Annotated in this window: 25 protein-coding genes and 1 pseudogene; 16 read left to right on the top strand and 10 right to left on the bottom strand. The window is 61.0% G+C overall.

Annotation, left to right across the window (positions count from 1 at the left end; translation table 11 throughout):
* Nucleotides 1–27 precede the first annotated feature (27 nt).
* Nucleotides 28–732 carry a GNAT family N-acetyltransferase gene (locus AC56QQ_RS08355; protein WP_497126345.1) on the top strand — a complete coding sequence of 235 codons (705 nt, stop codon included), beginning with the start codon at nucleotides 28–30 and terminating at the stop codon, nucleotides 730–732.
* Here AC56QQ_RS08355 and AC56QQ_RS08350 read toward each other — a convergent pair.
* Together AC56QQ_RS08350 and AC56QQ_RS08345 are read right to left on the bottom strand one after the other, a co-directional pair.
* Nucleotides 729–1,364: an outer membrane protein gene (locus AC56QQ_RS08350; protein WP_497126343.1), complete on the bottom strand. Its 636-nt coding sequence runs from the start codon at nucleotides 1,362–1,364 to the stop codon at nucleotides 729–731. The two genes, AC56QQ_RS08355 and AC56QQ_RS08350, sit on opposite strands and share 4 nt — an antisense overlap.
* Before the next feature lie 133 nt (nucleotides 1,365–1,497).
* The gene (locus AC56QQ_RS08345) at nucleotides 1,498–1,806 is read right to left on the bottom strand and encodes a hypothetical protein (RefSeq protein WP_497126341.1); all 309 of its coding nucleotides are present in this window, start codon (nucleotides 1,804–1,806) and stop codon (nucleotides 1,498–1,500) included.
* Between the two features lie 623 nt (nucleotides 1,807–2,429).
* Here AC56QQ_RS08345 and AC56QQ_RS08340 point away from each other — a divergent pair.
* A complete protein-coding gene (locus AC56QQ_RS08340; RefSeq protein WP_497126339.1) occupies nucleotides 2,430–3,179 on the top strand; it encodes a DUF4142 domain-containing protein in 750 nt (249 codons plus the stop codon).
* Nucleotides 3,180–3,203: 24 nt separating this feature from the next.
* Nucleotides 3,204–3,806: a general stress protein gene (locus AC56QQ_RS08335; protein WP_497126337.1), complete on the top strand. Its 603-nt coding sequence runs from the start codon at nucleotides 3,204–3,206 to the stop codon at nucleotides 3,804–3,806.
* 90 nt (nucleotides 3,807–3,896) lie between these two features.
* Here the strand turns inward: AC56QQ_RS08335 and AC56QQ_RS08330 are convergent, their stop codons facing one another.
* A complete protein-coding gene (locus tag AC56QQ_RS08330; RefSeq protein WP_497128912.1) occupies nucleotides 3,897–5,045 on the bottom strand; it encodes an extracellular catalytic domain type 1 short-chain-length polyhydroxyalkanoate depolymerase in 1,149 nt (382 codons plus the stop codon).
* Nucleotides 5,046–5,266: 221 nt separating this feature from the next.
* On the opposite strand from AC56QQ_RS08330, the gene AC56QQ_RS08325 reads away from it, so the two are divergent.
* Nucleotides 5,267–5,452 (top strand): hypothetical protein, encoded by a 186-nt coding sequence (locus AC56QQ_RS08325; protein ID WP_497126335.1) that lies wholly within the window; start codon nucleotides 5,267–5,269, stop codon nucleotides 5,450–5,452.
* Nucleotides 5,453–5,614: 162 nt separating this feature from the next.
* The gene (locus tag AC56QQ_RS08320) at nucleotides 5,615–5,779 is read left to right on the top strand and encodes a hypothetical protein (protein WP_497126333.1); all 165 of its coding nucleotides are present in this window, start codon (nucleotides 5,615–5,617) and stop codon (nucleotides 5,777–5,779) included.
* A gap of 48 nt (nucleotides 5,780–5,827) precedes the next feature.
* Here the strand turns inward: AC56QQ_RS08320 and AC56QQ_RS08315 are convergent, their stop codons facing one another.
* A complete protein-coding gene (locus AC56QQ_RS08315; protein ID WP_497126331.1) occupies nucleotides 5,828–6,145 on the bottom strand; it encodes a hypothetical protein in 318 nt (105 codons plus the stop codon).
* Between the two features lie 453 nt (nucleotides 6,146–6,598).
* Here AC56QQ_RS08315 and AC56QQ_RS08310 point away from each other — a divergent pair, with 453 nt between their 5' ends.
* The gene (locus tag AC56QQ_RS08310; RefSeq protein ID WP_497128909.1) at nucleotides 6,599–7,687 is read left to right on the top strand and encodes a YihY/virulence factor BrkB family protein; all 1,089 of its coding nucleotides are present in this window, start codon (nucleotides 6,599–6,601) and stop codon (nucleotides 7,685–7,687) included.
* 357 nt (nucleotides 7,688–8,044) lie between these two features.
* On the opposite strand, the gene katE is transcribed toward AC56QQ_RS08310, so the two are convergent.
* Entirely contained in the window at nucleotides 8,045–10,141 is a 2,097-nt protein-coding gene (gene katE / locus AC56QQ_RS08305; RefSeq protein ID WP_497126329.1) for a catalase, read from the bottom strand.
* 880 nt (nucleotides 10,142–11,021) lie between these two features.
* On the opposite strand from katE, the gene htpG reads away from it, so the two are divergent.
* From htpG to AC56QQ_RS08275, 6 genes are all read left to right on the top strand, one after another.
* Complete coding sequence (gene htpG, locus AC56QQ_RS08300; RefSeq protein ID WP_497126327.1) at nucleotides 11,022–12,908, top strand: molecular chaperone HtpG; 1,887 nt, start codon at nucleotides 11,022–11,024, stop codon at nucleotides 12,906–12,908.
* A gap of 183 nt (nucleotides 12,909–13,091) precedes the next feature.
* Nucleotides 13,092–13,970 (top strand): ABC transporter permease, encoded by an 879-nt coding sequence (locus AC56QQ_RS08295; protein ID WP_497126325.1) that lies wholly within the window; start codon nucleotides 13,092–13,094, stop codon nucleotides 13,968–13,970.
* Nucleotides 13,967–14,806, top strand: coding sequence for an ABC transporter permease (locus AC56QQ_RS08290; RefSeq protein ID WP_497126323.1), 840 nt, complete (start codon nucleotides 13,967–13,969; stop codon nucleotides 14,804–14,806). The genes AC56QQ_RS08295 and AC56QQ_RS08290 overlap by 4 nt, the downstream gene beginning before the upstream one ends.
* On the top strand, nucleotides 14,803–15,945 hold the full coding sequence (locus tag AC56QQ_RS08285; RefSeq protein WP_091577989.1) for an ABC transporter substrate-binding protein: 1,143 nt from the start codon (nucleotides 14,803–14,805) through the stop codon (nucleotides 15,943–15,945). The genes AC56QQ_RS08290 and AC56QQ_RS08285 overlap by 4 nt, the downstream gene beginning before the upstream one ends.
* Entirely contained in the window at nucleotides 15,938–17,116 is a 1,179-nt protein-coding gene (locus AC56QQ_RS08280) for an ABC transporter ATP-binding protein (protein WP_497126321.1), read from the top strand. The genes AC56QQ_RS08285 and AC56QQ_RS08280 overlap by 8 nt, the downstream gene beginning before the upstream one ends.
* A gap of 847 nt (nucleotides 17,117–17,963) precedes the next feature.
* Nucleotides 17,964–19,337 carry a tyrosine-type recombinase/integrase gene (locus AC56QQ_RS08275; RefSeq protein WP_489863199.1) on the top strand — a complete coding sequence of 458 codons (1,374 nt, stop codon included), beginning with the start codon at nucleotides 17,964–17,966 and terminating at the stop codon, nucleotides 19,335–19,337.
* Between the two features lie 80 nt (nucleotides 19,338–19,417).
* On the opposite strand, the gene AC56QQ_RS08270 is transcribed toward AC56QQ_RS08275, so the two are convergent.
* On the bottom strand, nucleotides 19,418–19,624 hold the full coding sequence (locus AC56QQ_RS08270; protein WP_489863528.1) for a helix-turn-helix domain-containing protein: 207 nt from the start codon (nucleotides 19,622–19,624) through the stop codon (nucleotides 19,418–19,420).
* Nucleotides 19,625–19,806: 182 nt separating this feature from the next.
* Between AC56QQ_RS08270 and AC56QQ_RS08265 the strand changes: the two genes are divergently transcribed.
* The gene (locus AC56QQ_RS08265) at nucleotides 19,807–20,451 is read left to right on the top strand and encodes a hypothetical protein (RefSeq protein WP_489863200.1); all 645 of its coding nucleotides are present in this window, start codon (nucleotides 19,807–19,809) and stop codon (nucleotides 20,449–20,451) included.
* A gap of 283 nt (nucleotides 20,452–20,734) precedes the next feature.
* On the opposite strand, the gene AC56QQ_RS08260 is transcribed toward AC56QQ_RS08265, so the two are convergent.
* Both AC56QQ_RS08260 and traA read right to left on the bottom strand, forming a co-directional pair.
* Nucleotides 20,735–20,947 (bottom strand): helix-turn-helix transcriptional regulator, encoded by a 213-nt coding sequence (locus tag AC56QQ_RS08260; protein ID WP_489863201.1) that lies wholly within the window; start codon nucleotides 20,945–20,947, stop codon nucleotides 20,735–20,737.
* Nucleotides 20,948–21,075: 128 nt separating this feature from the next.
* Nucleotides 21,076–24,129: a Ti-type conjugative transfer relaxase TraA gene (gene traA, locus AC56QQ_RS08255; RefSeq protein ID WP_497126319.1), complete on the bottom strand. Its 3,054-nt coding sequence runs from the start codon at nucleotides 24,127–24,129 to the stop codon at nucleotides 21,076–21,078.
* A gap of 172 nt (nucleotides 24,130–24,301) precedes the next feature.
* On the opposite strand from traA, the gene AC56QQ_RS08250 reads away from it, so the two are divergent.
* The 3 genes from AC56QQ_RS08250 to AC56QQ_RS08240 all read left to right on the top strand — a co-directional run bounded on the left by AC56QQ_RS08250 (nucleotide 24,302) and on the right by AC56QQ_RS08240 (nucleotide 25,957).
* Nucleotides 24,302–24,628: a conjugal transfer protein TraD gene (locus AC56QQ_RS08250; RefSeq protein WP_489863530.1), complete on the top strand. Its 327-nt coding sequence runs from the start codon at nucleotides 24,302–24,304 to the stop codon at nucleotides 24,626–24,628.
* A 1-nt stretch (nucleotide 24,629) separates the two neighbouring features.
* Nucleotides 24,630–24,878: a conjugal transfer protein TraD gene (locus tag AC56QQ_RS08245; RefSeq protein ID WP_489863202.1), complete on the top strand. Its 249-nt coding sequence runs from the start codon at nucleotides 24,630–24,632 to the stop codon at nucleotides 24,876–24,878.
* Nucleotides 24,879–25,426: 548 nt separating this feature from the next.
* The gene (locus tag AC56QQ_RS08240) at nucleotides 25,427–25,957 is read left to right on the top strand and encodes a Ros/MucR family transcriptional regulator (protein ID WP_497126317.1); all 531 of its coding nucleotides are present in this window, start codon (nucleotides 25,427–25,429) and stop codon (nucleotides 25,955–25,957) included.
* An 87-nt stretch (nucleotides 25,958–26,044) separates the two neighbouring features.
* Here the strand turns inward: AC56QQ_RS08240 and AC56QQ_RS08235 are convergent.
* Both AC56QQ_RS08235 and AC56QQ_RS08230 read right to left on the bottom strand, forming a co-directional pair.
* Nucleotides 26,045–26,212, bottom strand: a pseudogene (locus AC56QQ_RS08235) (DUF736 domain-containing protein); the annotation flags it as partial.
* Between the two features lie 162 nt (nucleotides 26,213–26,374).
* The gene (locus AC56QQ_RS08230) at nucleotides 26,375–26,677 is read right to left on the bottom strand and encodes a DUF736 domain-containing protein (RefSeq protein WP_489863204.1); all 303 of its coding nucleotides are present in this window, start codon (nucleotides 26,675–26,677) and stop codon (nucleotides 26,375–26,377) included.
* Nucleotides 26,678–26,937: the final 260 nt, after the last annotated feature.

Here is a 26,937-nt window from a genome sequence, read left to right as displayed (position 1 = left end):
AAGTTTGAGTTCGGAGTGAGTCCGCAAATGCCCAAAATGCCTCAGGCCGGCCAGCGCCTGAATTTTCCACCGGCAGCCCCAACCCAGAAGCCGGTCCTCGTCGAGCGATCCGGCGAAAGCTGTCGAATTCGCACCTTGCGGCCAGGCGAAGTCAATGAGCGCTTCGCACGCTGGTTGGCCGATCCCGCCGTCGCAGCAGGATTGAACATGACCGCTGCACCGCTGGGCCTCGAATCGTTTCGCGCCTATGTCGGAAGTTTCGACAACGTGCGGCGTAACTTGCTGGCGATCCGCACTCTCGATGACGACGAGCCGATCGGCTTGATCATGACGGAAATTGATCCTCGCCACCGCATTGGGTCGCTACACCTGATAGTCGGTGACGCGGCACATCGACGGCTTCAGGTTTCGTTCGAGGCGACGCGCATCGCGATCTGGCACATGTTCGTTGAACGTGGGGTGGAGAAATTGATGTTCGAGCCGCTCGCCCGCAATCAGGCAGCGGTGGCCGCATGTCGGCTTGGGATGCTGCGCCAGGAAGGCGAACTGCTCGCGCACAGGCTCGATTCCAAAACTGGCGAGCGACTGGATCAGTTGATCTTCGCGCTTACGCTTGACGAGTTCAAAAACCGGGTACGTGCGGTGGCAAAACTTCCCGTTTTCGAGGGACCGGACCTGAGGCGAAACTTCGTGCGCGAAATAGCTAGGTCGTATGGTCGTAAGCAGACTTAGAACCGGTACGAAATTCCGAAGTTCAAGGTTCCGAATCTCGGTTTGAAGTCAATGGAGTTGGCGACCTCCACCTTGTCAAAAAGGTACTCGACATACTCCATTTTGAATGACCAGTTCGGTGCGAAGACATATTCCGCGCCAGCGCCGAATGCGCCACCAACAAGCGTCTTGTTCACCGTTTCGGTCCCGCCGAACGCGAAATCCGCCGACGCTTCAACACGGGTGACCGCGACACCTGCCGTGCCGTAGAGCAACAGTTGGTCCGAAGCCAGGAAACCCGCGCGTGCACGCGCCGATGCGACCCAGTCCAGATCATAGGTATAGGAATTGGTCTTGCCGCCGAACAGTGGGTCTATTGCCGTCTGGTCATGAAAGCCGAGGAAGTCGAGGCTCGCCACGCCACCGTATACAAACTGGCCAGACTGCCAATCGTGACCGACAAAAACACCACCGACAAATGCGTTCTCGTTGAAGTCCGAGCCGCTTACGGCGAAACCGCCATCAAAACCCGGGTGTGAAAATCCTGCCCCGACTTCGGCACCCGCATAGTAGCCGGTCCAGTTGACCTCTTGCGCATTTGCTGGCGCGACAAGAGCCGCAAGAGCAACGGATGCATAGAAAACTTTGATCATGAAATGCCCCAACCCAACCCCACCATAAACGCGCGGCTTCGAAAAAGCTGTAGCAATGCCGTCACAGTCCGTCACTCACAGATGGCGAAGCCGGCATTGTCGAGAACAATGCAGGCCGCCGCCACAAGGGCCATCACATCTGATCGTGGTGAGGCTCTTTCGTTTGTCCAACCATTTTCGCCAGTTCCGAAAATGACGGGATGTCCGCTTCGCCTTGTGCGCTGTTTGCGATCTGTAAGAGCCGTATCGGGAAGCAGATCGCGTCGCGATTGGCTGGCGACATATCTTCATAGGTCCGCTCGTCACCCCTGACGGAGGCCTGCGCCTTTTGCAGGGCGGCGTCGATATCGTCGATCGAAAGCAGGCCTTTGTGGACCAGCAAATTGTTGATCGAGGCGAGTGCCATCATCACCCCCTCGAGCTGAAGATTGGCGACATTCATGGCCGAGCACTTTTTCCGCTGCTCGAGGTTCCCCGACTCGCTGAATCTTGCCCATCTGACTGATGCGTCTTGTCGTTCACTTCATCGGTGGGCCGCGTCAGTCCAATCCCGCTCCTGGGCTTCTTGTTGCCAGCCGCATCCTGGGAAAATGCATCCGACGGGTCGGCGCCTGTCTTGGCGGGATATTTCGTTGCTCCAGTTTCGCGATGGTTTTCATTGCCAGACATTTTCGGTTCTCCAGTGTGATGACCGATAACAGCCCCGCGCGCTGCGAGTTCCCCGTCCATTGGGACATTCCCTGACTGCCGGTCGTTGGCCAGCAAAGGAGACGGGCAAGGCCAGCTATTGGTGTTGCATCGTCCCGGATCACGCTGCCCCCTTTTTGATACCCTTAGGGACTGCGTAACGCCGTGGATTTTCAATGGTTCCCCCGACAGCGAAGCCCGTTGATGGTTGCCCGTCACCCGCCATGGCGCTGCGCCCGGTTCGATCCAACGGGTATCGCCGGGACTAGGCCGCACGCGAAAAATATCCAGCCCTGTTTATCGCCAATCGCCTGGAACAAAGGCGATGGGCGCAGATTAGTTCGACAGCACATGTGTGCCTAAACAAGGAACGATCGAATGAAAACTCGCCTAATGCTGGCCTCGCTGGCCACAGCCACAGCCATGGCTTTCGCACTGCCCAGCTTCGCCGCCGACAGCGCGCAAGACTTTGTCGACAAGGCCGCCGCAGGCGGAATGTTCGAAGTCGATTCGAGCAAGATCGCCGAAGCCAAAGCACAGGATCCAGGCGTCAAGGACTTCGCGCACAAGATGATTGAAGATCATGGCGCGGCCAATGCCAAGCTGGAAACGATCGCCGGCGAGCAGAAGCTGAAAGTGCCGACGCAACTGGATGCCAAGCACAAAGCCGATCTGGACGCTCTGCAAAATGGCAAGGATCCCTTCGACGGATCGTACGTCCAGATGCAACGCGATGCCCATTCCGACGCCGTGACGCTGTTCGAGAGCTATGCCAAGGACGGCGACAACGCCGAGCTGAAGACGTTCGCCCAGGAGACCGTGCCGACACTCAAGGCACACAAGGACATGATCGAAAAAATCGCGGCGGCCCTCGACACCAAGACGTCGAGTTCAGAGACGCCGAAAGTTACGGTCGGCGACACGCCCGATGCGACCCCTCCCCTGTCCGGCGCGAACAGCTTCACCGAGGACCAGGCCAAAGGCCGCATCCAGGATGCGGGCTTCTCGGATGTCTCGAAGCTGACAAAGGACGATCAAGGCATCTGGCGCGGACAGGCGAACAAGGACGGCAAGAGCACCACCGTGGCACTGGACTACAAGGGCAACGTCGTTGCCGGAACCAAGTAAAACAACGATCAAGGAGACCAAAGCATGAAAACGGTAACCGGACTTTTCGACAACTACGATGATGCCTCTAGCGCCGTCGCCAAACTTGAGGCCAGCGGTGTTCCGCACTCGGATATCAGCATCGTCGCCAACAACGCGAAAGACCGCGTCCATCGCGATGGCTCCAAGGCTGCAGACGATGCCGCCGGTGGCGCAGGCCTTGGCGCCGCGATCGGCGGAGCTGGCGGACTGCTGGCAGGGCTTGGCTTGATGGCCATACCTGGTGTTGGCCCGGTCGTGGCCGCTGGGTGGCTGGCTGCCACCGCGGTTGGTGCTGTCGGTGGTGCAGTCGTCGGGGGCGCCGCAGGGGGGCTCGTCGGCGCTCTCACGGATTCCGGCGTCACGGAAGACGATGCCCATGTCTATGCCGAGGGAGTGCGTCGCGGCGGCACATTGGTAACGGCCAAGGTCGACGAACAGTTGGCTCCCAATGCCGAACGGATTCTGAGCCAATCCAAGTCCGTAAATCTGGAAGACCGCAGAGGCGAATATCAGGCCGGCGGCTGGACCGGCTTTGATGCTGACGCGGAAAGCTACCCGGCAAATGAAATCGGGCGCGACCGCGGCCACGACGTCAATCGAGTCTAGTTGATAAGACCTCCCGGTCGAAACTTCGAACTTCGTCCGGGAGGTTTCGTTGCATGCGCAGTACGTTCCCGACGGCCGGGGACATCCCGGCTAACGCATCAGCCCCGCTGCGCGCAAAGCGTCCTCTATCACCTTGGAAACACTTTTGACCGAGTCCGCCCGACGGTCGGGCTGCGGTTGCGCGACGCGCGCTGCCCGGACATTTTCAGCCGGCGTATAAGGGAGCAGAGCCGTTCCCGATGCGGGTCGTCTCGGGGCCTTCTCGAGATCAGGCTCACTGGCATCGGTAAGTCCCCAGAAGCCAGCGATCCGGCGTGTTGATGATATTCCTACATCCAGCATGAATGGCGCTGCGACGCCCAGGCCATCATCACCCGACGTCTTCAAGGGTGTGCCATGGCCCATGCCAGCGATGGTGTATGTTTCGATCAGTTCGTTGCCATCGGCATCGCACCACACCTGTCGCATGTGCCCATCGACCGTCTCTTTTCGCGTTGGGCCGGCGTCCACGCCGTGTACGCCTTGCCACTGGGCAAGGATGGAACCGGCATTGGAAGACGCCACAGTATTGTCGGCCGTGCCCTGCCAGATCGAGATCTTTGGCCAAACCCCTTCGTGCGGGGACGCGGCGCTCAAGCGCTGCTGGAGCCCAGTCTTCGATGGGCCGCCATGGCCGCGCATGCGATCGAAAGCCTGGGGGATCGTCGATGCGCTGCCATAGGCAAGTCCTGCAATAATCGCTCCGCCGGCGAACACGTCAGGGTATGTCGCCAGCATTGCCGTTGCCATCGCTCCCCCGGCGGAGAGCCCGGTGATGAAAACGCGCCGGCGGTCGAGGCCATGCCTTGTCACCATGGCTTCGATCATCTGGCGGATGGAGAGCGCTTCGCCGCGGTCGCGTGTTACATCTTCGGGCACGAACCAGTTGAAGCAGAGATTGGGATTGTTGCCACGCTGCTGCTCCGGAAAGAGCAGCGCAAACCCCTGTTCGGCCGCCAGCTTCGACCACCCGGATCCATGATCGTATCCATCAGCGGTCTGCGTGCAGCCATGCAGGACGACAACCAACGCAGCGCCACGCGTGAGATTCTCAGGAACGTATGAGCGCGCACCCAAGGCACCGGGATTGGATCCGAAACCAGCTATGTCGGACAAGCGGTCGTCGTGGCGTTGCGGTGAAAGAACCGTTCGGCCCCGCATTGCGGTCAGGCGGGTGATTGTGTCTGAGATGTTTCGCAAATCGAGATCCTTGACCGCCAGGGTGGCGAAACCGCGCACAATGCACGTTCAGGCAACATCGTTGCTGCACTGCACAATAACAAGCTTACGTTGGGTCAGGCAACCAGGGCACGAAGCGCTGGCCGAGCTTGGCATCGACTGTCCGAAGGAACCAAAGTCTTGGGAGGAGCTTCATGGATTGAGCGTCGCGAGGGCGCGCATCGGACATTCAGGAGGACGAAATGGGTTTTTTCAGCAAGGTGTTTTCGGGTCTGACCGGCAGAAGAGCGGATCACAAGAAGGAAACGGGAGACATGCGCAAGGCGACAGGCGCGGGGCCCGCCCTCGCGGCACACTCCAAGGACGCAAGAACCTCCGCTGCCACCGGGCAAAACCCGCAAGCCGCTAGGAAGAAAGCGCCTAAGTGAAGAAGGAAACGCGTTCCACCCCGCCTTGCCGGGTGTTCTTGGTCGGCTGAAAGCGAACTGCCCTGCTGAGCCAGTTTCATTTCCATGAACCTGGCGGGTCGACATTGGGGGAACCGTCCTGCGAGTTCCTTGTTGTTCTTCACACAACCGGAGATATCACCGATGCCGAAGGACCAGAACAAAGCCCAGGATACGTATCGCGAGGCGATGCATCTCGCAGAGACGACGGACGTATCGCCGAAGCAGGCGAAGGATTTGTTGCGCGAGCATGGCGACGACAAGAAGAAGGCCGCCGAAAAGGCAAAGAATTTCAAGGCCGAAGGCTAGCGCCCCCACGCCCGCCGGCAACACGCAGGTAGAGGCAGTCCGCTCTTGTTATGACCTTTGGCTCTCTTGGGTATGGGTAGAAACCGCCGGGTCAATCTCCTCGTCGATTGCCTTTGCGATGTACTCCTTCAGGTCGCCTACCTCATCCCAAATGTCTTCAGCGGCGATGCCTTTATCGTTGGCATCCGCAATGCATTGGCTGGCCAGTTCTTCCGCGGCGTCGACACCAACCGGCACGATGGTGGGCTTCTCGAGTACGTGCTCCTCGATCCAGTCTCCGACAAAATGCGCGGTTCGGTTGACCATGAGGTCGGCATCTTCGGACAGGTCCGCCTCGCCCTTTGGATCCTCGGTCGACGCATTCATGGAACTCACCGCGTTGATGGACTTATTCTCAAACGCCCGTCCGCCCCCAAAGATGCACTGGGTTGGCGATAATTATTGTCATCCCCGTTTGCTGGTCCATCAGCCAGGCGGGCGGATTCAACGTCAGGGGAACAGGTGTCACGCACCCGCGTTGTCAGTCACGCTTCGGGGACAGGTTCGAGGACGTCAGGCGGCGGGCGATGAATGACTTAGTGTTCAAGACATCGGGCAAGGTGCGCCCGCGCGAATGCGCCAATGCGCTGCCCGATCCCATCGGTCAACGACGCATGCGAGTTTCCGGTCGACTGGTCGCGCGCCAGACACAGGATGCACCATCCGTCCGCACGCGAATTGCTGCCAGCAGCGCGCGAGGCGAAGGCAAGACCTCTTGGCCGGCCCAAAAAGGCCTTTGTCGCGATGGCCGCTCTGCCGGCGTCCTGTCTGCACGCGCAGATGAGTAAGGCGCGACCAGTGGCCTCGAAGGTAACGCAGAACCAGCAGCCGCCCGGCAACCGCTCCTCCTTGATCGATGGAGAAGCGGCCAGTCGCGCTGCATCAACCACAGAGGCCAGTAAGGCCAGCCTGAAATCTGAGCAAGGCGAGCGTGGGCGCGACGCGGCCTGGCCATCGCAGATCCCGGCGCTCGGCTGGAAAGATATTTTCTGGCGGCTGTGGGAAGAGTTCAACAAGGACCGGGTTCTGCTGGTCGCGGCCGGCGCCACCTTCTATCTGTTGCTGGCGCTGTTCCCGGCCCTGGCGGCGTTCATTTCGATTTATGGTTTTGTCGCGGATCCTATCACTGTCGCAGATCATGTCGCCTATCTCGGCGGATTGCTGCCATCGGGCGGCCTCGATCTCATTCGCGGCCAGTTGCAGGCATTGGCCAGCCAGAAGCCGGGCGCTCTCGGGACCGGCTTTTTCGTCGGCCTCGGCATCGCCCTGTGGAGTGCCAACAGCGGCATGAAGGCGCTCTTCGACGCCATGAACATAGCTTATGAGGAACGCGAGAAGCGCAGCTTCATCACCCTCAACCTGATGTCGATCCTGTTCACGGTCGGAGCCTTGATGATCGGCATCGTCCTGTTGCTGACGGTGGGCGTTGTTCCTGCATTGCTGCGCTACTTCTACCTGGATGGGTGGACGGAAGCGCTCGTTGCGGTGTCTCGCTGGCCAATATTGGTGGGCGCGATGCTGACCGGCATCTCCCTGCTCTACCGCTTCGGTCCAAGTCGGGAGCGTGCGAAATGGCGGTGGCTGAGCTGGGGCGCTCTCATTGCGACGGCGGTGTGGATCTCAGCTTCATGGCTCTTCTCGTTCTATCTGCAGCATTTTGCCAATTACAACGCAACGTACGGATCGCTTGGCGCGGTCGTCGGTTTGATGATGTGGACGTGGATTTCAGTCATCATTCTCATCGCTGGAGCCGCAGTCAATGCCGAGATGGAACATCAGACGGCAGTGGACTCCACCACGGGCCCGGCGCGGCCGATGGGGGAGCGCGGTGCAGTGGTTGCCGACACTCTGGGCAAGATTGCGGATTGAGGTGCCCTCTGGCTCAGGTTTCGTCGACGCAACAGCCCGTCGCCGGATTGCCGCGTTACGTCTCGTCGGCTGAAGGGTGTCGAATTGGCGATCGAGGGAACCGTTCTGGGTGGGAGACCAATGGGGCCTCCGGTGATATAACTCCAACACATCTGGCGCGTCTACCGCGCGGCGAAACGGGGGCCGCCACTCTTATGCAGCCTGTGCAGCCTGGCGTCGATCATTTGAGAACGATCGGCTGGACGATGGCAGTCCTTCACCCCTCCGATGTCGGCGAGGGCGTCTATCTCGCCCCCGGCACGGCTGGATTTGGCTGTGCCAGGTGGGCAGTGAGCACAGCCAAATCCGATTGCAGGGCTAGCCCAGCTTGACCTTTGGCTCACGTGCCCACCAGCGCAGTTCGCCAAGCCTGGTGACAAATCCCGCGACATCCTTGACCGACGCGAGCCGGACAACCGCCTCATCCTCGACCACGCCCGCCTTCGCCAGCAGCGGCGCTGCCGCCTCGACGAAGCCGATGAATTTGCAATGCGCGAAGGCGTCCGCGACAAAGTCGCGGGCCGTCGATTCCTTCAACAGGTCGGCCATTGCCGGCTTTGCCGGCAACAGTGCGACCGCGTCGTAGAGCACCGAAGGTCCGCCTGATATCATCTGCTGTGCGTCGATCCAGCTCCCGTCGCTCGCCGTGGCGCCGCCGACCTTTGGCGCGATGATCTCGAAGCTTGCGCCGGCTTTGGTCAGCGCCTGCACGATCGCCTTCAGCAAGCCGGCGTCCGTTCCGTCGGTCACCAGAATTCCGAGCTTGCGGCCCTCGAAACGACCGGGGCCGTTCTTGAGAATGCTGAGCGAGTCCATAGCACCGAGGTCCCGGCGCGTCGGCACAGCCGCATCGGCCGGCTTCGGCATCGCTTTCAAGCCTAGCGCATCCGCCACCTTGCCGGCCAGCCCGTCATCGATGTTCAGAAGGTGGGACACGATACGCTCGCGGATGACCGGAGTTCGCACCTTGCTCAGTTCGAATGTCAGCGCCGAGGCGATGTGGTCTTGCTCCACGGGCTGCTGGCTGATGTAGAACTGGCGCGCCTGACTGTAGTGGTCGGCAAAGGTTTCCGACCGCAACCGCGCCTTGGGCTCGGCTTCGACTTCAGCGAACGACCGGAACCCCTTGGCCGGCGATTCACGCGGGCCTTCATCCCATGAATTCGGCTGATAGTTGGCGCGGCCGACCGGATTGCGCATTGCCATATGCCCATCCTGCTGGAAGTTGTGGAAAGGGCACTTCGGTGCATTGATCGGAAGGTGGGTGAAGTTGGTGCTTCCGAGCCGTTTGATCTGCGTGTCGAGATAGGAGAAATTCCGCCCCTGCAGCAGCGGATCATTGGAGAAGTCGACGCCGGGCGGCACGTTCTGCGTCATGAATGCGACCTGCTCGGTCTCGGCGAAGAAATTGTCGGGCATGCGATCGAGCACCAGGCGACCGACCGCGATCGGCGGCAGCACCTCCTCGGGAATGAGTTTCGTCGGATCGAGGATGTCGAAGTCGAAACTGTCGGCGAAGGCCTGGTCGAAGAGTTGGAGCTGCAGCTCCCACTCCGGGAAGTTGCCGGCATGAATCGCGTCCCATAGGTCGCGACGATGGAAGTCGGGGTCGGCACCGTTGATCTTGACCGCCTCGTTCCAGGCAACCGACTGGAGGCCAAGCTTTGGCTTCCACAGAAACTTCACGAAGGTCGACTCGTCCTTGGCGTTGAGCAGCCGGAACGTATGGACACCAAAACCTTCCATAAAGCGCAGTGAGCGTGGTATGGCCCGGTCGGACATCGCCCACATGATCATGTGCATGCTTTCGGGGGTGAGCGAAATGAAATCCCAGAAATTGTCATGCGCGGTCTGCGCCTGCGGGAAGTCGCTGTTCGGCTCCGCCTTCGCGGCATGGATCAGGTCGGGAAACTTGATCGCATCCTGGATGAAGAACACCGGGATGTTGTTGCCGACAATGTCCCAGTTGCCCTCCTTGGTGTAGAGCTTTACGGCGAAGCCACGCACGTCCCGCGCGAGGTCGGCGGAGCCCTTGTTGCCGGCAACCGTCGAGAAGCGGACAAAAGCCGGCGTCTTCTCACCAGCGCGCTGGAAAATATCGGCCCGCGTGTATTTCGCCAGCGATTCATAGGTTTCAAAGTAGCCGTGGGCACCGTAGCCACGCGCGTGGACGACGCGTTCGGGAATGCGTTCGTGATCGAAATGGAAGATTTTTTCGCGGAAGTGGAAGTCCTCGAGTGTTGTCGGGCCACGGGCGCCGATCTTGAGCGAGTTCTGGTCGTCGGAGACCGGCCCGCCCTGTGCGGTCGTAAGCACCGGCGTCGAGCCGGCTGCGACCTGGTGCAATTCCCCACCTTCGCCGCGGTTCAGTTTCTGATCGTGGATCGTGGCCGATTTTGATACTTGCTTCGCCATGCCGGGAATTCCTTGAGGTTGAACGCGCGGGCTGCGCTGTTTCCTCAATGTCCCGGACGACAATGCGTTCCTTGAAGGCTTCCCTCGGCGATCGAACCACGCATTCGGCCTGCAAACGGCGCCTGCGACCACGCAGCGGTGTCGAGAGCCTTTGATCCTGCCTCGCCGAGCTTCACGCCGCTCCCTACGAACTGCTCACCACACCGCTCAACATCTCGTTCGTTCAGGGCCTTGCAGCGACGGGCCAAGCCGCGGAAGCATTTTCACCTATCGAGGAGACGATCCAGCAAGCCGAGATAAGCGGCGATCTTTGCTGGATGCAGGAGCTGCTGCGCGTGAAGGGCAGCCTGTTTCTCGCGGCTCCGCGCCCTGATCCAGACGAAGACGCGGAGCTCTGTTCGCCTGTCGTTGGAGCTCAGCAATCGTCAGGGAGCGCTGGCATGGGAGTTGCGGACCGCTGTCGACCTTGCCTCCCTGTCAGGTGCTCGCGGCACGAGGCGGCCCGAGCACTTCTCCAGCCAATTTCCGCGCGGTTTGGGAAGGGCTTGCAGACAGACGATTTGCACTCAGCCGCGCATATGCTGGCAACGCCGAACCAGACCAGAACGGACCGCCATATCTCGACGTTCGAGCAACGGATGAGGAACGTCACTCGTCGCCAAGCGTTTGAACGTTGCGGACACGCCAATACGAGAAACCCATTTGGCTTTCCGGCGCGCGGATCATTCCTCACCCCCTTGTCGCCTTCGCATCGCGCTACGATATTGTCGATCGCGCCGGCCTTGCGGAACAGGGTTGCCGGCGTAATTGAAAATGGTTGAAGGACGAGCCCGGAACGTGCATGGCGCGGCGGGCAGAACGATTACGTGGGAAAATCTGAATGACGACGGATACGAAAGCGACGGAAACCAAGGCATTCGAGGCCGATGTCTCGCGGCTGCTGCACATGATGGTGCACTCGGTCTATTCCGACAAGGACGTGTTCCTGCGCGAGCTGATTTCCAACGCCGCAGACGCCTGCGAGAAGCTGCGTTTCGAGGCTGTCAGCCGCCCCGAACTGCTGGGCGACGACCCCAAGCCGCGCATTTCGATTTCGGCCGATCCAGACAACAAGGAAATCATCGTCGAGGATAACGGCATCGGCATGAGCCGCGACGACATGGCCGAGGCATTGGGCACGATCGCCCGCTCGGGCACGCGCGCCTTTATCGAGCGCGTCGGCGCAGCTACAGAGGACACGCAGCTCATCGGCCAGTTCGGCGTCGGCTTCTACTCCGCCTTCATGGTGGCTGAGCGGGTCGACGTCATCAGTCGCCTCGCGGGAAGCGAAGAGGCCTGGCGTTGGTCGTCCGACGGCAAGGGTTCGTATGAGATCGCACCCGCCCCGCTCGAAGCCGCACCCAAGCGCGGCACCCGCGTGGTGCTGCATCTGATGGACGACGCCGTCTCCTACACCGGCTCCTACCGGCTCGAGCAACTGGCCAAGTCGCAGTCGGGCCATGTGCCGGTGCCGATCACGCTCGTCGAAAAACCCGGCGCCGAGGCGCGCGACATCGCCGATGGCACGGCACTCTGGGTGCGGCCAAAGAGCGAGATCAAACCCGAGGAATACACCGATTTCTACCGTAGCGTCGCCGGCCAGTATGACGAGCCGGCGGCCACCATCCATTTCCGCGCCGAGGGCCGGCAGGAATACTCCGTGCTCGCCTTCGTGCCGGGCTCGCGTCCGTTCGATCTGTTCGACCAGGACCGCAGGGGCCGCATGAAGCTCTATGTACGCCGCGTCTTCATCACCGACGATGCCGACCTTCTGCCGCGCTATCTGCGCTTCGTGCGCGGGCTGGTCGATTCCGCCGACCTGCCGCTCAACGTCTCGCGCGAGATGATCCAGGAAAGCCCGCTGCTGGCCGCCATCCGCAAGGGCCTGACCAGCCGCGTGCTGGGCGACCTCGCCAAGTTGGCGGAGAACGAGGCCGAGGCCTATGCCAAGATCTGGGACAATTTCGGCGTCGTTCTCAAGGAAGGGCTCTACGAGGATTACGAGCGGCGCGAGCAATTGCTGAAGCTCGCCCGCTTCCGCTCGACCACATCAGGCGAAGGCTGGCGCAGCCTGGCCGACTATATCGCTGCGATGAAGGAAGGCCAGAAGGCGGTCTTCTTCATGGCCGGCGATGACCGCGCGCGGCTCGCAGCCTCGCCGCAGCTCGAAGGCTTCAAGGCGCGCGGCATCGAGGTGCTGTTGCTCACTGACCCTGTCGACAGCTTCTGGGTGACGATGGCGCCGGACTTCGACGGCAAGCCGTTCAAGTCGGTGACCCAGGGCGTGGCGGAACTGTCCGACATCCCGCTGCTCGACGACGCAAAGAAGCCGGACGGGGCGGCGACACCGGAGGTCGATGGCTTCCTCGCTTTCGTCAAGTCGGCGCTTGGTGACGCCGTCTCGGATGTGAAAGCCTCCGACCGGCTGACCGAAAGCGCGGTCTGCCTCGTCGCGCCCGAACATGGCCCCGACCGGCAGTTCGAACGGCTGATGAACGCCGCCGGCCGCCTCGACAAGGCGGCCAAACCGATCCTCGAAATCAACCCGCGCCACGAGCGCGTGCTGGCGCTAGCCAGCCTCGGCGACGACGAGCAGGCCTTCAAGGACGACGCGGCTCATCTTCTCTATGACGAGGCACGCGTACTCGACGGCGACAAGCCGGCGGACGCCCGGGCGTTTTCGCAGCGTCTGGCGCGGCTGATCGCACGCGGCATCTCGAAGGGCTGAGCTTCCCTGGCGACCACCGGAGCTGCTGCGATGCCGTTCGCCGACCGAGTTTCGGCGTCCATTGCAGCCGGTGCGCACCCGATGTCCACTGGCTCAATCGCCGACTGTAGACATCGGGCCTCCAATCACCCAATCTTGGCCCGGGAACAAACAGGCGCTTCAAAGAAAGCGCACCGGGTGGTCATGAAACGACGACGGACATTGTATGATCCGCGACTGGCTTGGCTACTGGTCGCGCCGGTGCTTTTGCTGCTGATCTTCTTCCTGGTGCTCCCTATAGCCGTGATGGCGGCCTACACCTTCTTTACCTTCGTCACCGCCGGCGTGGAAACCAGCGCGCTGACGACGGCGAACTGGCATGAATTCCTGACCGACAGCTATTATTCCGGCTTCCTGTTGAAGACGCTGAGGGTCGGGGCCATCACGGCGGTGCTCTGCGGGGTGCTCGGCTATTTTCCGGCCTATTTCATCTGGGCGACCACCTTCAAGCACAAATGGCTGCTGCTTCTCCTGCTCATCGTGCCGTTCTGGATCAGCTTCACCATCCGCACCTTTTCGTGGATCAACATCCTGGGCGAACAGGGCGTCATCAACGTTTCGCTGATGAAATTGGGTATCATCAGCGAGCCGCTACCGATGCTCTACAACGAGGGCGCGGTCATCCTCGGCATGCTGCACTTCCTGCTGCCCTACATGATCCTCAACGTCTATGTCAGCCTTGAAAGCATCGACCGCACACTGATCGCGGCGGCCCGCTCGATGGGCTGCACCAGCGCGCAGGCGTTCCGCGAGGTGACGCTGCCGCTTTCGTTGCCGGGCCTCGCGGCAGGCCTGCTGCTCTGCTTCGTGCTGGCCGCCGGCAGCTATGTAACGCCGCAATTGCTGGGTTCCGGCCGCGACGCGCTGTTCGGCAATTTGATCTACGACACGATCATGGGCGAGCTGAACTGGCCGATGGGTGCCACGCTTTCGATCGTGCTGTTCACCGTGCTCGGCTTCTTCGCCGCTGCCTACACGCGCTACATGGGCATGTCGCAGATCGTCAAAGGACTGGGTGGATGAAGGCGCGGCGCAAGCAGGAAGGAAGATGGGCCTGGCGTCTGACCGGCTTCGTCACGCTCTGCGTCTACATCTTCATGTTCGCGCCGATCGTGGCGACGGTGATCCTGTCATTCAACGCCTCGATGTTCGGCGGCTTCCCGATGACCGGCTTCAGCCTGCAATGGTACGGCAAGCTGATGGCCAATGAGCAGGTGCTGACCGCTTTCCGCACCTCGCTGTGGATCGCGGTGGTCACCGCCGCCGTTACCACGGCAATAGGCGTCGTCACGGCATTCGCGCTGGTACGCTTCGAATTCCCTGGCAAGCAGGCGTTGAGCACGCTGGTGATCCTGCCCGCGCTGGTGCCGGAAACCATTCTCGGCGTCGGTCTTTTGGTGCTGATCAAGGCGATCGACCAGCCGAGAACCATGCTTTTGCTGGTGCTCGGCCATATCCTGCTCGCCGTCCCCTATGTGGTGCTGATTACCCAGGCGCGCATGGTCGGTATCCGGCGCGTTTATGAGGAAGCGGCACTTTCGCTCGGCGCCTCGCGTTTTTCATCCTTCCGCGAGATCACGCTGCCGCTGCTCGTCCCCGCCGTCGTTGGCGGCGCGCTGCTCGCCTTCACCATCTCGTTCGACAATACGTCGGCCAGCCTGTTCTGGCGGCCGGCGGGTGTCGAGACCATGCCCACCCAGATCCTTTCGATGCTCAAGATCTCGATCAGCCCGGAGATCAACGCACTCGGCACCGTGATGATCCTGGTGACCGTCGGCATCCCGCTGCTCGGCGGCCTGGTTCTGCAAAGCCTGACCAGATTGAAAAGACGCGGCGAACCCAAGGAGGAAGCACGATGAAACTGTCCAACGGCAAGCGGCTTGAACGGCTGCACGATAGGTATCAAAACGGCGATCTGAGCCGCCGCACTTTCCTGACGCTGACCGCCGCTGCGGCGGCCGCGGTGGGCCTCGACATGCCCTGGATGAGGCAGGCCCTCGCCGCGGTTGAAGAGGTCCGCTTCGACGGCTGGGGCGGCACGGTTCAGGATGCGATCGACAAATATGCCTTCAAGCCCTACACCGCCAAGACCAAGATCAAGGTGGTCCAGGGCACGTTCGGCGACGAGGACGAGATCATCACCAAGATCAAGACCGCCAAGCCCGGCGACTACCAGGTCATCCATTCTTCCGGCGTCAACTATTACATCAAATATGTGAACGGCGGCCTGACCTCGGAGATCAATGAGGCCAACATTCCGAACATGGCGAATGTGCTGCAGCCAATGATCGATCCGTTCCGCAAGCTGACGCCGAAACTCTCGGCCGTGCCTTATGACTACGGCACGACAGGCATCGCCTACAACACCAAGGTGATCTCGCCCGAGGAAGCCAAGGAAAAGGGTGCCGCACTGCTGCTCGACAAGAAATACGCGGGCAAGGTCGGCGGTTATGACGACATGACCACGCGCGTCTGGTACGCCGCACTCGCCACCGGACAGGACCCGAACAACCTCAAGGACATGGACGCGATCTGGGCCAAGGTGCGCGAGACGCGAGACCTCGCCAAGAAGTTCTGGAGTTCCGGCGCGGAACTGATGGACCTGCTTTCCAAGGGCGAGATCGTGGTAACCGACGCATGGTCGGGCCGCGTCGCCGCATTGCAGGACCAGGGCCATCCGATCGGCTATCTCGACCCCGTGGGTTCCTATGCCTGGATGGAGGACATGCTGATCCTGAAAGGCTCGCCCATGGCCGAGTGTGAGGAGTTGATCAACTTCATGCTCGACCCGGCGACCGCCATCGCGGTGGCGGAGGGCCAGAGCTATCCGCCATCGCTCGACCCGACAAAAGTCAAGCTGACCGAGAAGATCGAGAAGCTGCCGGCCTTTGACAAAACGGGCACGATGAAGGCGTTGACCTTCGCCGACCCGGTCTACTGGGCGAGCAATGAGGACGCCTGGAACAAGCAGTGGCACAGGATCTCGAAAGGTGCCTGACAGCCACGACTTTTCAGGGGTACCCCGGCCGGCCGCGGCCGGGGTGGCAAGGTCCGGTGCGGGCGGATCCGCTCAGGGCGGCGCGGAGACGAGCCAGCCGGCGGTCGAGTTCCGCGACATCGACATCGCTTATGGCAAGTTCGTGGCGGTGCGCGATTTCTCGCTGTTGATCCGCAAGGGCAGCTTCGTCACCCTGCTCGGGCCTTCAGGTTGCGGCAAGACCACGATCCTTCGTTCCATCGCAGGCCTGGTCGACATTTCGGGCGGCCAGATCATGATCGACGGGCAGCGGGTTGACGACGTGCCGATCTACAGGCGCAATATCGGGCTGGTCTTCCAGAGCTACGCACTATTCCCGCACAAGAACGTGTTCGACAATGTCGCCTTCGGCCTGAAGTACCGCAATGTGCCGAAGCCCGAAATCGCGCGCAAGGTCGCCCAGGCGCTCGAAATGGTGCGGCTGCCGGGTAGCGAGAAGAAGCTGCCCTCGCAACTGTCGGGCGGGCAACAGCAGCGCATCGCACTCGCCCGCGCCATCGTCTTCGAGCCGCAGGTGCTGCTGCTCGACGAGCCGCTGTCGGCGCTCGACGCGAACATGCGCGAGGAAATGCGCGTTGAGATCAAGAAGATCCAGAAGCAAACCGGCATCACCGCTATCTTCGTCACGCACGACCAGGAAGAAGCGCTCTCCATGTCGGATCGCATCGTGGTGATGAACGCCGGCGCAGTGGAGCAGATCGGAACCCCGCAGGAGGTCTACGAGGCACCAGCCACGGCCTTCGTCGCCGACTTCCTCGGCAAGGCCAACATGCTGGCAGGGACCGTGAGGAGATCCGGCCAAGGGACAGCGGTGGTGCTTGCCACCGGCCAGACGATCAACGTGGCCAGTCCACAGCCGCTTGCCGACGGCAGCAAAGTCACTGTCGTCGTGCGGCCGCAGAAACTGTCGGTCGGCGCGGCGGCGAGCGCCAACCGTCTGCCCGGCCGCGTCGTCTCTGCCTCGTATCTGGGTGGTAGCGCCATCTACGAGATCGATATCGGCGGTAAGACCAGCATCCGCGCCAATGCGCCGATCAGTGGCCGGGTGCTTCGCGAAGGCGAGGCGATCGACCTCGGCTTCGATCCCGAGGGCTGCGTTCTGCTCGACGAGGATGGTCAGCGGATTTCGTGATGCAAATCGCCGAGGACCCGGGCCGTGAACTCATAGATGGGGAATACCGAGAAGGGGCCGACAGCGGAACGACGGCAATTAATTCGGCGGCCGGCCCTGCATGATGGGATTATGGTTCCGCAGTCGGCAGCTCCCTTGGCTGAGGCAGCTATGAGGAGTTCTGCCAGCAAGGCGATCGCATTCGACCTGCAAGTCGTACGAAAGCTATTTACGTCATGACCCGCCCGTGACAGCCCTTCTGCACAGATTTATGAGGGGTTGTTGCATCTCGATAAAGCGGGTCTTATCTCGTTTGAGGCACTGGGTGGTTTCTCGCGCCAAGGTTTTGGCCCAATTGCGCCCTGCACGTATTTCGACAAAACCATCTTTTTTAGGTTTGCGATGGAGACGCCCCACTGCCACCAACCGGCAACACTCTCATCTGCGGCAATGCTCTATTCACAAAGGCCGGCGAGGAGCTTTGGAAGATTGCGGAAGCCAGAAAAAAAGAGGCGTATTTCGAATCCGCAGTTAAAGCGTGGGAAAACGAGGGCCTAACCGCGATGGACGCGCTCGAATTTATCACACAGTTCCAAATGCGTGCGTCACAATAGCCATATTTTGGGGCACCGCCTTGGGGCACCGCCAACTGAGTACGTTGATTAAATTGATGTGAAATCAATAACATATGTGGCAATTGGATTGATGGCGGAGAGAGCGACAGCCATATTGCTGTCTCATGTCGTCTCAACCAATGAACATAATAAGGCAATATCAATGCTTTAATCTAAAATAGCTGTCTCGCGCCGTTGCAATCTGTATCATCCAATGCCACTATTTTTGGCGGGTAAGATGATGGGATTGAGAAATGCCGAAGATCGCGAAGGAACTTTCAGCACTAGCCGTCAAGAACTTGAAACACCCCGGATCGACCACACCGGGCAACGCTGTGTTTGCTGTTGGCGGTGTTGCCGGGCTCATGCTCCAAATCACGCCGGGCAGCGGCCGGTCATGGCTATTGCGCACAACAAACGTCAATGGCCGGCGTTGCGAAATGGGTCTTGGCGGGCATGACGTATCATTGGGCGAAGCCCGCGAGCGGGCGAAGGCGACCAAAGACAAAATCCGCAACGGCATCAATCCGCTTCAAGAGAAGCGCGAGCGTCGCAAAGCCGCGATCGAGGCCGCAAAGCGCCATCTCACATTCCGCGATGCCGTTGACAAATTCCTTGCCGACACGCTGGCGGAATTCAGGAACGAAAAGCATCGGAAGCAATGGCAATCCACGCTGGACACGTATGCAATGCCCGTCATCGGCAATCTTGCCGTTTCCGAAGTCACCAAACATCACATGGTCGAAATCCTTAAGCCGATCTGGACGACCAAGACGGAGACGGCCACGCGTTTGCGGCAACGTTGCGAACGGGTGCTTGATTGGGCAAAGGCACACGGACACCGCGAGGGCGACAATCCGGCACAGTGGAAGGGCAATCTCAATGCCATGTTGTCCAAGCCAAGCAAGGTTGCGACAGTCGATAATCAGCCCGCCGTTCAGTTGAAAGACGCGCCCACGTGGTTCGCAGCATTGCGCAAACGCGAAGGCACGGGTGCACGGGCATTGGAATTCGCGACATTGACCGCTGCGCGATCCGGCGAAGTGCGCGGCATGGAATGGCCGGAAATCGATTGGGGCGCCAAATTGTGGGCGGTGCCGGCATCGCGAATGAAAATGAGGCGCCCGCACGTTGTGGCGCTATCCGATGCGGCAATGGCAATCCTAACTGCGATGAAAGAGGCCGCGACCGCCGATACCGAATATGTGTTTCCAGCGATCCGTGGCGGCATGCTGTCCGACATGACGTTGAGCGCCACCATGAGACGGATGCACGAAAGCGAAATCGAGGCGGGCCGCACGGGCTGGCTCGACAAAAACTCGAAGCGTCCAGCCGTGCCCCATGGGCTGCGGTCAACGTTTTCTGATTGGGCAGGGGAGTTGTCCGACTATCCCCGAGACATGCGGGAATTTGCGCTCGCCCACGCCATCAATAGCGACGTCGAGGCCGCATACCGGCGCGAAACCATGATTGAGAAGCGCCGCGCCATGATGAGCGATTGGGCTGCGTTTTTGCGGGGGCGGGAACGGACCGAAGCTCTAAGACATGAGCCTCGGCAACGCTGGCCGAAGGCTATAAGCTCGCGAGAAAAACGGAACGCTAAGCTGTTCAGCAATATCGGTCGCTGATCGTATTGGGCGAACCGGAATTATCAGCGGTGGCGCTGAGTTGTTCCGCTCAGTTCGATGGGTGCTGCGTGACGCCGCCTCTAATTTCGGCTGGCTAAGCGCACGCCGGGCCCACCACCATTCTCTGGAATGAATTCGATGCCAGCGTTCTCCAGGGCACCTTTTACCGCCTGCAGCGTGGTGTCGAACAGAACCTCGCCGCGCTCCAATCGCGCGATAGTGTTGGGAGAGACCTTGGCGAGGGCAGCAAGCTCTCGAATGCCTAGATGAAGAGCTGCCCGCGCCATCCGACACTGGGCCGAAGTTATTGCCATTCGTAGTAACCCTGTTACTAAGTTGTTGCATTTGCTGGCCATAGATAGTAACACTGATACTACCGTTGATGCCGACAAGCATCTTGAGCGGTTGGACAGGTGCGGTCACACCTGTCCAACCTAACCACAACCCCAGCTTTCATGGAGCTCGGATCATGGATGATTCCGACAATAGCACGAGTTTGTCTTTCGTCACCCGGCGGCGCTTGCTGGCGGGCACGGCCACGGCCGCCGTGGCATGGCCCTTCCATGTAAAGTCACGGGCCGCCGAACTGACGGACGGCAGCAGCGCGGCTGATCCTGCTCTCCGTCTGTGTGGGAACTGGCAAAAGATCCACAACGAGACACTGGCGCTGTGCCGCGAACAGCAAAGGTTGGAGACACACCTCGCCAGGACGGTCGGCTTTCCCTGCGCCAAGGTACGGCTTGCCGATGGTACGGAATCAACGCTCCATTCCATGGAAGGCCTGAACGACGCGTACTCTCATGAAATTGAAGTCGAATGGAACAGGGCGGTTGCCGACTTCGCGGCACACCAGGCGCGTTGGGATGCCGCCGATGCTGAGATCGGCTATTCGAAAGCAGACGAACTGATACGGCAATCCGAAATAGCCGAAAGCGAACTTCTGGATAATCTACCGCAGACAGCCGCTACCTCCATCGAGGGCATTTTAGCCAAGCTGCTCGTTATCTTGCATGACGGTGAGCATTGGGAACATCCCGCCGATTTCCCTTGGCCTCATATCCGTTCGGTGCTGGATGACCTCGGCCGCCACCATAAAATATCGATCCGGCGATGATCGCGATCGATCGGGCAATCGTTAGCCGACGGACCTTATAAGCGGTGAGGATGCAGCCTGCTTCGAAGGAAGCCGGATCGGAGGCAGCCCGTTACGGCCGCTTCGCTCCAAAGTTGCCCTGCTTGAGCAAGCCATCTTGATAGTCGCGAGGCCGACCATCGTTTCTGGTTTGCCATTTTCGCTCGCCTCGGCGGCGCGCCTGACGGACACGGCAGTAACCCTGCCGCCGTGACAGCTGCGTCTCGGTGAAGGCCAGCTTTCCGCGAATTGTGCATCACCCTGATCACAATTTGTCGCCCTGGTCTTGCGGACGCCACGAAACGGGATTGGTGATCCAGCGACTGATGTCGGATTCATGCCAGCCTGCACCGTGGATACTGATCTGGATCTGGCGTGGGAAGGTGCCGTCGGCGATCTTGCGATAGATGGTGGACCGGGACAGACCTGTCCGGGAGACGACGGTTTTCAGGCGGATGATACGGTCTGGTTCGCGCATGGACGCACTGCCTCCTGCTGGTTGTTTTTGACTGCTCCTGATCAAGAGAGGACAGACACTTGCGGGCGCGCAAGAGGGTTTTCCGCGTCATAGTACCCCGGCATAGAGACGGCGGCAGATAGGACTGTCTAGAGTCCAATGCCCCGGCCCCGCCCGAGGTCGATGCCGTGGGTGAATGCGAGTTCCGCACCAAGGCGGCGGCCGGATTCGACCTGGATGCCAAGCGCCTTCTTATGATTGGCAAGCAGGGATTCAAGCTGCGGATCGCGCTTGAGGCTTTTGGCCATGTCACCCATCGCCAATCGCGTGGCCTTGTAGCCGGTCATGTCGCCGGCCTGATATTGCGCCCGTCCCGCACGGTCGAGCTTTTGCCAACGCTCGACGAAACGGTCGGCGCGGCGGACGGGATCGATGTCCATCCTGGTGCGGATTTCCGTCTCAAGCTGTAGAGCAAGCACGATGCGGCTGACACGGCCGGCGCTTGCTTCACGAACCAGCTCGGGATTTTTCACATAGGCCGCTTCGGCATCGCGCCAGCCATGAGGCCGCACCTTCTCGAAAGCGTTGCGCGCATCCCTCAACTCGCGGATCTGTTCGGGACTGCCCTGCCCGTTGGCATTTCCAGCACTGAGGATCGCGTCGAGAGCGCGCGCGTGACGCACAAGCGACTGGGTGCGGGCTCGCCGCATTTCTGTTTCCGCGTCCACCGGCACATTCGTGTCGCGCGGCACGCCGGTGGCGAGATTTCCTCTGCCGGGCGTCGGGCCTGCATCTCCGATCCGCACCCCTACATCTTCCCTTTCCGGTCCAGGTCCACGTTCCTGCATGGGCTCGCCGTCTCCAGGCGAGCGCAACCCGTCCAGCAGTCCGCCGATCCTGTCGCGCAGCTTCTCCGGAACGATCCGGCGCACGATCTCGACCACGCGCTCGCGGAACTTGATCCCGCGCCGCTCGGCATAGCTCTGCGCCGGGTCGAGCTGATCGTAATCCGACGCCATGTCCTTGGCGCGGTCGCGTGACAGCGTCCGGACGAGCCGTTCGCGGGTCGCGAAGTCCTCTCCGCCGTAATGCAGGTCCATCCTTTCGCGATGTCGCGAGAGGGCGACGTAGCTGCCATGTGCATCCATGCCTGGCGTGGCGAGCACATGGGTCCGGTCGACGGTCATGCCCTGGGCCTTATGAATGGTTGCGGCATAGCCGTGGTCGATGTGGGAATAGTCTTTCAGGTCAAAGTGTACCGACCTCCCATCGTCGGCGCGAACGGTCATGCTCTGGGTGCTGACTTCCTCCACGATGCCAAGCGTGCCGTTCTTGACGTCAAGCCCGCGCTCGTTGCGCAGGAACATGACCCGGTCGCCGCTGGCGAAGGCCCTTGCACCGCGTTCGACATTCACCTGAACCTCGTCGCCGAGTTCGCCAGCAGCGTGCATACGCTCGCGCGCTGCGTTGTTGAGCGCGCGCACCTCGTCGTTTGTGTGGGTGAGGATTATCCGGCTTGCCTCTGGATGCGCCTGCCTGTCTCGATCCCAGCGCGCGACGAGATTGCTGCGCGCCTCATTGCGCGTTGCAGCCTGGTGCACCATGCCTTGCGCGTCGTAGGCGCTGATCGCGGCGCCGATCCTGCCGGTTGCGAGATCGCGGGTCGCATTACGCTGCCAATCTTCGCGCTGCCGACGCACCTGGCCGATCTCTACGCCGCCATGCCGCTGGTGAATCGAGCGGAATGCGGCACCGGCTTCGATTGCCTGCAACTGCTGCGGATCGCCGACGAGGACGACTTTTGCGCCGGCGTCCGCGGCATGGGAAAGCACGCGCTCCAACTGGCGCGTGCCGACCATGCCGGCCTCATCGATCACCAGGACATCGCGCGCGGTGAGCAGATCCCTGCCCTGTTCCCAGCTATGCTCCATACTGGCAAGTGTACGCGACGAGATACCTGAACCGCCTTCCAGATTCTCGGCCGCAATGCCGGAGAGTGCCGCGCCTCGAACCTCATAGCCCGCCGCTGCCCATGCTTGGCGCGCAACGCACAGCATGGCGCTCTTGCCCGTTCCGGCAAAGCCGACGACGACACCCAGACCGCGACCATCGGTGATGTGCTCAAGCGCATCGACCTGCTCGCCCGAAAGGACAAGCCCGTGTTGCGCAGCCCGCGCCAGTGCTGCCTCGCGATGTGCGTTGCTCACCGCGTGGCGCTCGTCCAAATCGATACGCTCCGCCGCGCGGTGAAGGCGCTGTTCGGTCTCGATCATCTGCCGAGTGGTGAAGCGGTCTTCGCCGCGTCCGTCCTTGCCGAGTTCGACCAGATCGGGTGCATTGCTGATGGCTGTCACGACCGCGTTGAACTGCTCCATTCCGTCGCTGTGGCGATGCGAGAACTTCGCGATGTCCTTTCGGGTGAAGGTCGATTGCTGATGGGTGATGGCGTCGAGCGCCACGGACGGTACCGCAATAATGCGCTCACCATTGTTGCGCGCGATCTCGCGATGCAGTTCGGCGCGATCGGCTTCAATGTCGCCAGCAGCAAGGCCACTGCCCTCGATGCGCTGGGCTGGCGCACCGATCTGCGTCTGCGGCTCCAGGGCAATGCCCTGTGCTTCCAGACTGCGATGATCGATGTGGGCGTCGATGTCGAGTTCGGCCAGGCGTTCATTGGCCAGCTCCGCCCACCGCTCGCGCCAACGCTCGACCATCTGGGTAGCATTCCAGTCTCGAACCTTGGCCCCGAAACCGTTCTTGTCCACGGCCCGCATGGTGAGCATGACATGAGCGTGCGGTTTGGGGCTGCCATCCTCTGCGCTGTCCCAATGCACATTGAGATCGGCCACCATGCCTCGGCTTACAAACTCGACTTGTACAAAGTCGCGCGCCAGGTCGATGCCTTGCGCCTGGCTGAGTTCACGTGGAAGCGCAAACTCGACCTCGCGGGCGAGCTGGGCGTCCTTGCGGACCTCGAAGGCTTCGACATCGTTCCACAGCCGTTCGCGGTCGCGCCAGGCCTCCGGAGCATCCTCCGGCAGCATCACCTCGGAATGGACGACGCCGCGCTTGGCCGAGAAATCGTGAGTGCGTTCGATCCGCTCGTCACGTAGTCGCGACGCCGAGCGGTAGGCCGCCGACGCGACAGCGCTCGAGCCTGCCTTGCGGCCAATGACTTTGACATGAAGATGATAGATCGCCATCGCGACCAGATCATTTGCACGGCAAAGCGCACGTCGGCACGACGTATAAGCGCGCCCTCCCTCGAAAAAATCTCGGGATGGACCAGCCCGTCCCGGGCTGTCTCGGCAACACTGAAGCCTTCCCGCAGGCGCTCCCCTATCATCCTCCGATCGACAACCGATGGAGACAGCCATGCGTAAACCACGCGATTTCGACGCCGAACTGAAGGCGCTGGAAGACAGAGCGCGAGAGCTCAAAACGCGAAAGGTGCAGCAACTTGGCGAGCTGGTGATTGCCACCGGCGCCGATCAGCTCAGCAGCGACGAACTGGCCGGCGCGCTGGTCGCGATCACTGAGACGAAAGACACCTCAAAGCGTGAGGCATGGGCCAAGCGTGGAGTGATGTTTTTCGAGAGCGGGTCCCGGCGAACTGCTCCGGCATCTCAGCGCAACCCACTCGGCGCTCCAACACAACCGGGCAGCCCACAATCGCCGGCAAGCGGCACAGGCTCGCAGTGACATGCGCGGGTGGCAGGTCGAGCGACGCCAGCGCACGCGACATCTGATCGAACTTGGCGGTCTCGTCGTCAAGGCAGGCATCGTCGAGCTCACCAACGAAGATCGCGCTACCATCTACGGCGCGATGCTCTGGATCGCTGCGAAGCTGCAGAGCCATGAAGGAGAGCAAGCACAACGATTATGGACTGCGAAGGGTAGGCAGGCGTTCGATGCTGAACGGCGTGAAGAGCAGATGGGACGGCGAACGTAGCCACAGTTGGCGCGAGCAGCGGCCGGCACGAAGCCCTAACAGCAGACTTCCGCCGGTGCGCCAGCGCCGACGCCGCAGTCAAGCGCTTGCGCAGGAGGCTTTCGCGATCTTCCTCGCTACCGGCGACAATCTTCTCTCGCGAGGCCTTGATCCAGATGATGAAGGGCGCAAAACTTGAGTAGGCGAAGCTCGTCAAAGCAGGTGCTGCCCTATCAGCAACCTTCAAATGCCAGATCGTGTTCCCCTCGAAACCTCCCACGCCCCACAGATGCGATCATGCACACTGCGCGTTGATACAAACTCTATAGCCAGGGTGCGAGCCAGCACTGCTCTGCACAGCTGGAACGGGCGGAAAAGCGAGGGAAGCTCCTCGCTTTAGATGAGATCTTCAAAGGCATCCCAGCCGATGGAATGACAGAAGCGAAACTTACTCTTGTCATGTTGCGCAAGAGAGGTGGATTTTACGAAGAAACGTACTATTTGCGTCGTGGGCAGGGCAGAAAAATCAATCGTCGCTCAATTAATCCGATACAAAAAAGGGAAATTATATGACCACTGCTCTCGAGCAAGGCAACAAACTGGATACCGTGTCGATAACGGCTGACATTGTCGCGGCCTATGTATCGAACAATCCAGTACCGGTTGGCGAGTTGCCGAAACTAATCGGCGACATCCACGCCGCCCTGAATGGCATTGGCACGCCGGCGGTAGAACCCGTGGTAAAACAGGAGCCGGCAGTTTCGATCAAGAAATCGGTAACGCCCGACTTCATCATCTGTCTGGAAGATGGAAAGAAATTCAAATCGCTCAAGCGGCATCTTCAGCACTTTAACCTGACCCCCGACCAGTATCGGCAGAAGTGGAACCTGCCAGCGGACTATCCGATGGTGGCGCCTAACTATGCGGCGACCCGGTCGGCCCTGGCGAAATCAATTGGACTTGGGCGCAAGGCGGCGACGCCCACGTCTGCCGCGGCAGAAAAACGCAAACCGGCCGTCAGGGTGGCGGCAGCGAGAACCACTGCGGCGGCAATCAAGTCGCCGGTGAAGAAGGCGCGCAAGGCGCGGGCCAAAGCGTAACCTGCTGCATCTGACAGAGGCCTAGGCTGCGCCTGACCTGAACATGGCGAAGCCCCGCCTTGCGGTGGGGCTTCGTGTTGAGATGGATCATTCTGCGGTGCGGCGGGACCAGATGAGCGAGAAGTCGCCATCGGTGTCGGTCTCGACTAGGCTCGCATAGATCGGAGCGGGGAAGCTGGGATCGTCGAGCTTTACGGAGTGGTAGTCGCGTCCCTCGCGCGAGGTCTTCTTCCATGCCGCCCCGAACTCTGTGTTATGCGGTGCACCGCATAACACCGATTATGCGTAGCGCGGGATTATGCGGAGTCGCGTGCTGGAGGTCCCGGTATCCCGGGGCTTTTGTGGCTGTTTCGCGCCGCACAATAACGGGCTGATGTGCGCGGCGCCCCGCCGTGTTGGGAGGCGCCGCGGTGTCGATCAGCGTGACCAGATCAGCGCATATTTGCCATCGTCGCCTTCGAAGAGGTTGGCGTAGATGGGTGCGCTGAAGGAGGGATCGTCGAGCTTGACCGAGTGGTAGGTCCGGTCCTCCTTCGAGGTCCGGCGCCAGGCGGCACCGATCTCGACGCCGGAGACGATGACCCGCAGGTCGGGCGCCTTGTCGCTGGTGACGGCAGGATCGCTGGGGATGAGGCGCGCCTTGGCGTCGATGGCGAGGGTCTTGATGGTGCCAGTGTAGGTGCCGTCGTTGCTGAGGGTGAACGAACCGATCTGGGACATGGTGGAACTCCTGTGCTGTGTTCAAGCCCGCGACCATCGCGGCCTTGTGGCGATCGAGAGCCCCGGGACGGCCGACCCGCACCGTCAGGCCGCAGCGCATGCGAAGGACGGCGCGCGGCGATCTTGTTGTTGGGCGAGGAGCGGCGCAGCCGCGGGGAAGAAGATCGCCGCCGCGCTGTTGCGGGGAACAGGCCGGGTCGCAGACCGCATCGCGGGGCAGATCCGCCAGAACAAGGCCCGTCGGTCGCAAGGCATCACGG

It is taken from the genome of Mesorhizobium sp. RCAM 05099, assembly GCF_059683685.1.
This window is presented reverse-complemented; position numbering and strand designations above follow the sequence as displayed.

Bases quoted from the DNA above. Each gene is read 5' to 3' on its own strand.
- AC56QQ_RS08355 (WP_497126345.1), top strand. From the start codon at position 28: ATGCCCAAAATGCCTCAGGCCGGCCAGCGCCTGAATTTTCCACCGGCA.
- AC56QQ_RS08350 (WP_497126343.1), bottom strand. From the start codon at position 1,364: ATGATCAAAGTTTTCTATGCATCCGTTGCTCTTGCGGCTCTTGTCGCG.
- AC56QQ_RS08345 (WP_497126341.1), bottom strand. From the start codon at position 1,806: ATGAATGTCGCCAATCTTCAGCTCGAGGGGGTGATGATGGCACTCGCC.
- AC56QQ_RS08340 (WP_497126339.1), top strand. From the start codon at position 2,430: ATGAAAACTCGCCTAATGCTGGCCTCGCTGGCCACAGCCACAGCCATG.
- AC56QQ_RS08335 (WP_497126337.1), top strand. From the start codon at position 3,204: ATGAAAACGGTAACCGGACTTTTCGACAACTACGATGATGCCTCTAGC.
- AC56QQ_RS08325 (WP_497126335.1), top strand. From the start codon at position 5,267: ATGGGTTTTTTCAGCAAGGTGTTTTCGGGTCTGACCGGCAGAAGAGCG.
- AC56QQ_RS08320 (WP_497126333.1), top strand. From the start codon at position 5,615: ATGCCGAAGGACCAGAACAAAGCCCAGGATACGTATCGCGAGGCGATG.
- AC56QQ_RS08315 (WP_497126331.1), bottom strand. From the start codon at position 6,145: ATGAATGCGTCGACCGAGGATCCAAAGGGCGAGGCGGACCTGTCCGAA.
- AC56QQ_RS08310 (WP_497128909.1), top strand. From the start codon at position 6,599: ATGAGTAAGGCGCGACCAGTGGCCTCGAAGGTAACGCAGAACCAGCAG.
- katE (WP_497126329.1), bottom strand. From the start codon at position 10,141: ATGGCGAAGCAAGTATCAAAATCGGCCACGATCCACGATCAGAAACTG.
- htpG (WP_497126327.1), top strand. From the start codon at position 11,022: ATGACGACGGATACGAAAGCGACGGAAACCAAGGCATTCGAGGCCGAT.
- AC56QQ_RS08295 (WP_497126325.1), top strand. From the start codon at position 13,092: ATGAAACGACGACGGACATTGTATGATCCGCGACTGGCTTGGCTACTG.
- AC56QQ_RS08290 (WP_497126323.1), top strand. From the start codon at position 13,967: ATGAAGGCGCGGCGCAAGCAGGAAGGAAGATGGGCCTGGCGTCTGACC.
- AC56QQ_RS08285 (WP_091577989.1), top strand. From the start codon at position 14,803: ATGAAACTGTCCAACGGCAAGCGGCTTGAACGGCTGCACGATAGGTAT.
- AC56QQ_RS08275 (WP_489863199.1), top strand. From the start codon at position 17,964: ATGCCGAAGATCGCGAAGGAACTTTCAGCACTAGCCGTCAAGAACTTG.
- AC56QQ_RS08270 (WP_489863528.1), bottom strand. From the start codon at position 19,624: ATGGCGCGGGCAGCTCTTCATCTAGGCATTCGAGAGCTTGCTGCCCTC.
- AC56QQ_RS08265 (WP_489863200.1), top strand. From the start codon at position 19,807: ATGGATGATTCCGACAATAGCACGAGTTTGTCTTTCGTCACCCGGCGG.
- AC56QQ_RS08260 (WP_489863201.1), bottom strand. From the start codon at position 20,947: ATGCGCGAACCAGACCGTATCATCCGCCTGAAAACCGTCGTCTCCCGG.
- traA (WP_497126319.1), bottom strand. From the start codon at position 24,129: ATGGCGATCTATCATCTTCATGTCAAAGTCATTGGCCGCAAGGCAGGC.
- AC56QQ_RS08250 (WP_489863530.1), top strand. From the start codon at position 24,302: ATGCGTAAACCACGCGATTTCGACGCCGAACTGAAGGCGCTGGAAGAC.
- AC56QQ_RS08245 (WP_489863202.1), top strand. From the start codon at position 24,630: ATGCGCGGGTGGCAGGTCGAGCGACGCCAGCGCACGCGACATCTGATC.
- AC56QQ_RS08240 (WP_497126317.1), top strand. From the start codon at position 25,427: ATGACCACTGCTCTCGAGCAAGGCAACAAACTGGATACCGTGTCGATA.
- AC56QQ_RS08230 (WP_489863204.1), bottom strand. From the start codon at position 26,677: ATGTCCCAGATCGGTTCGTTCACCCTCAGCAACGACGGCACCTACACT.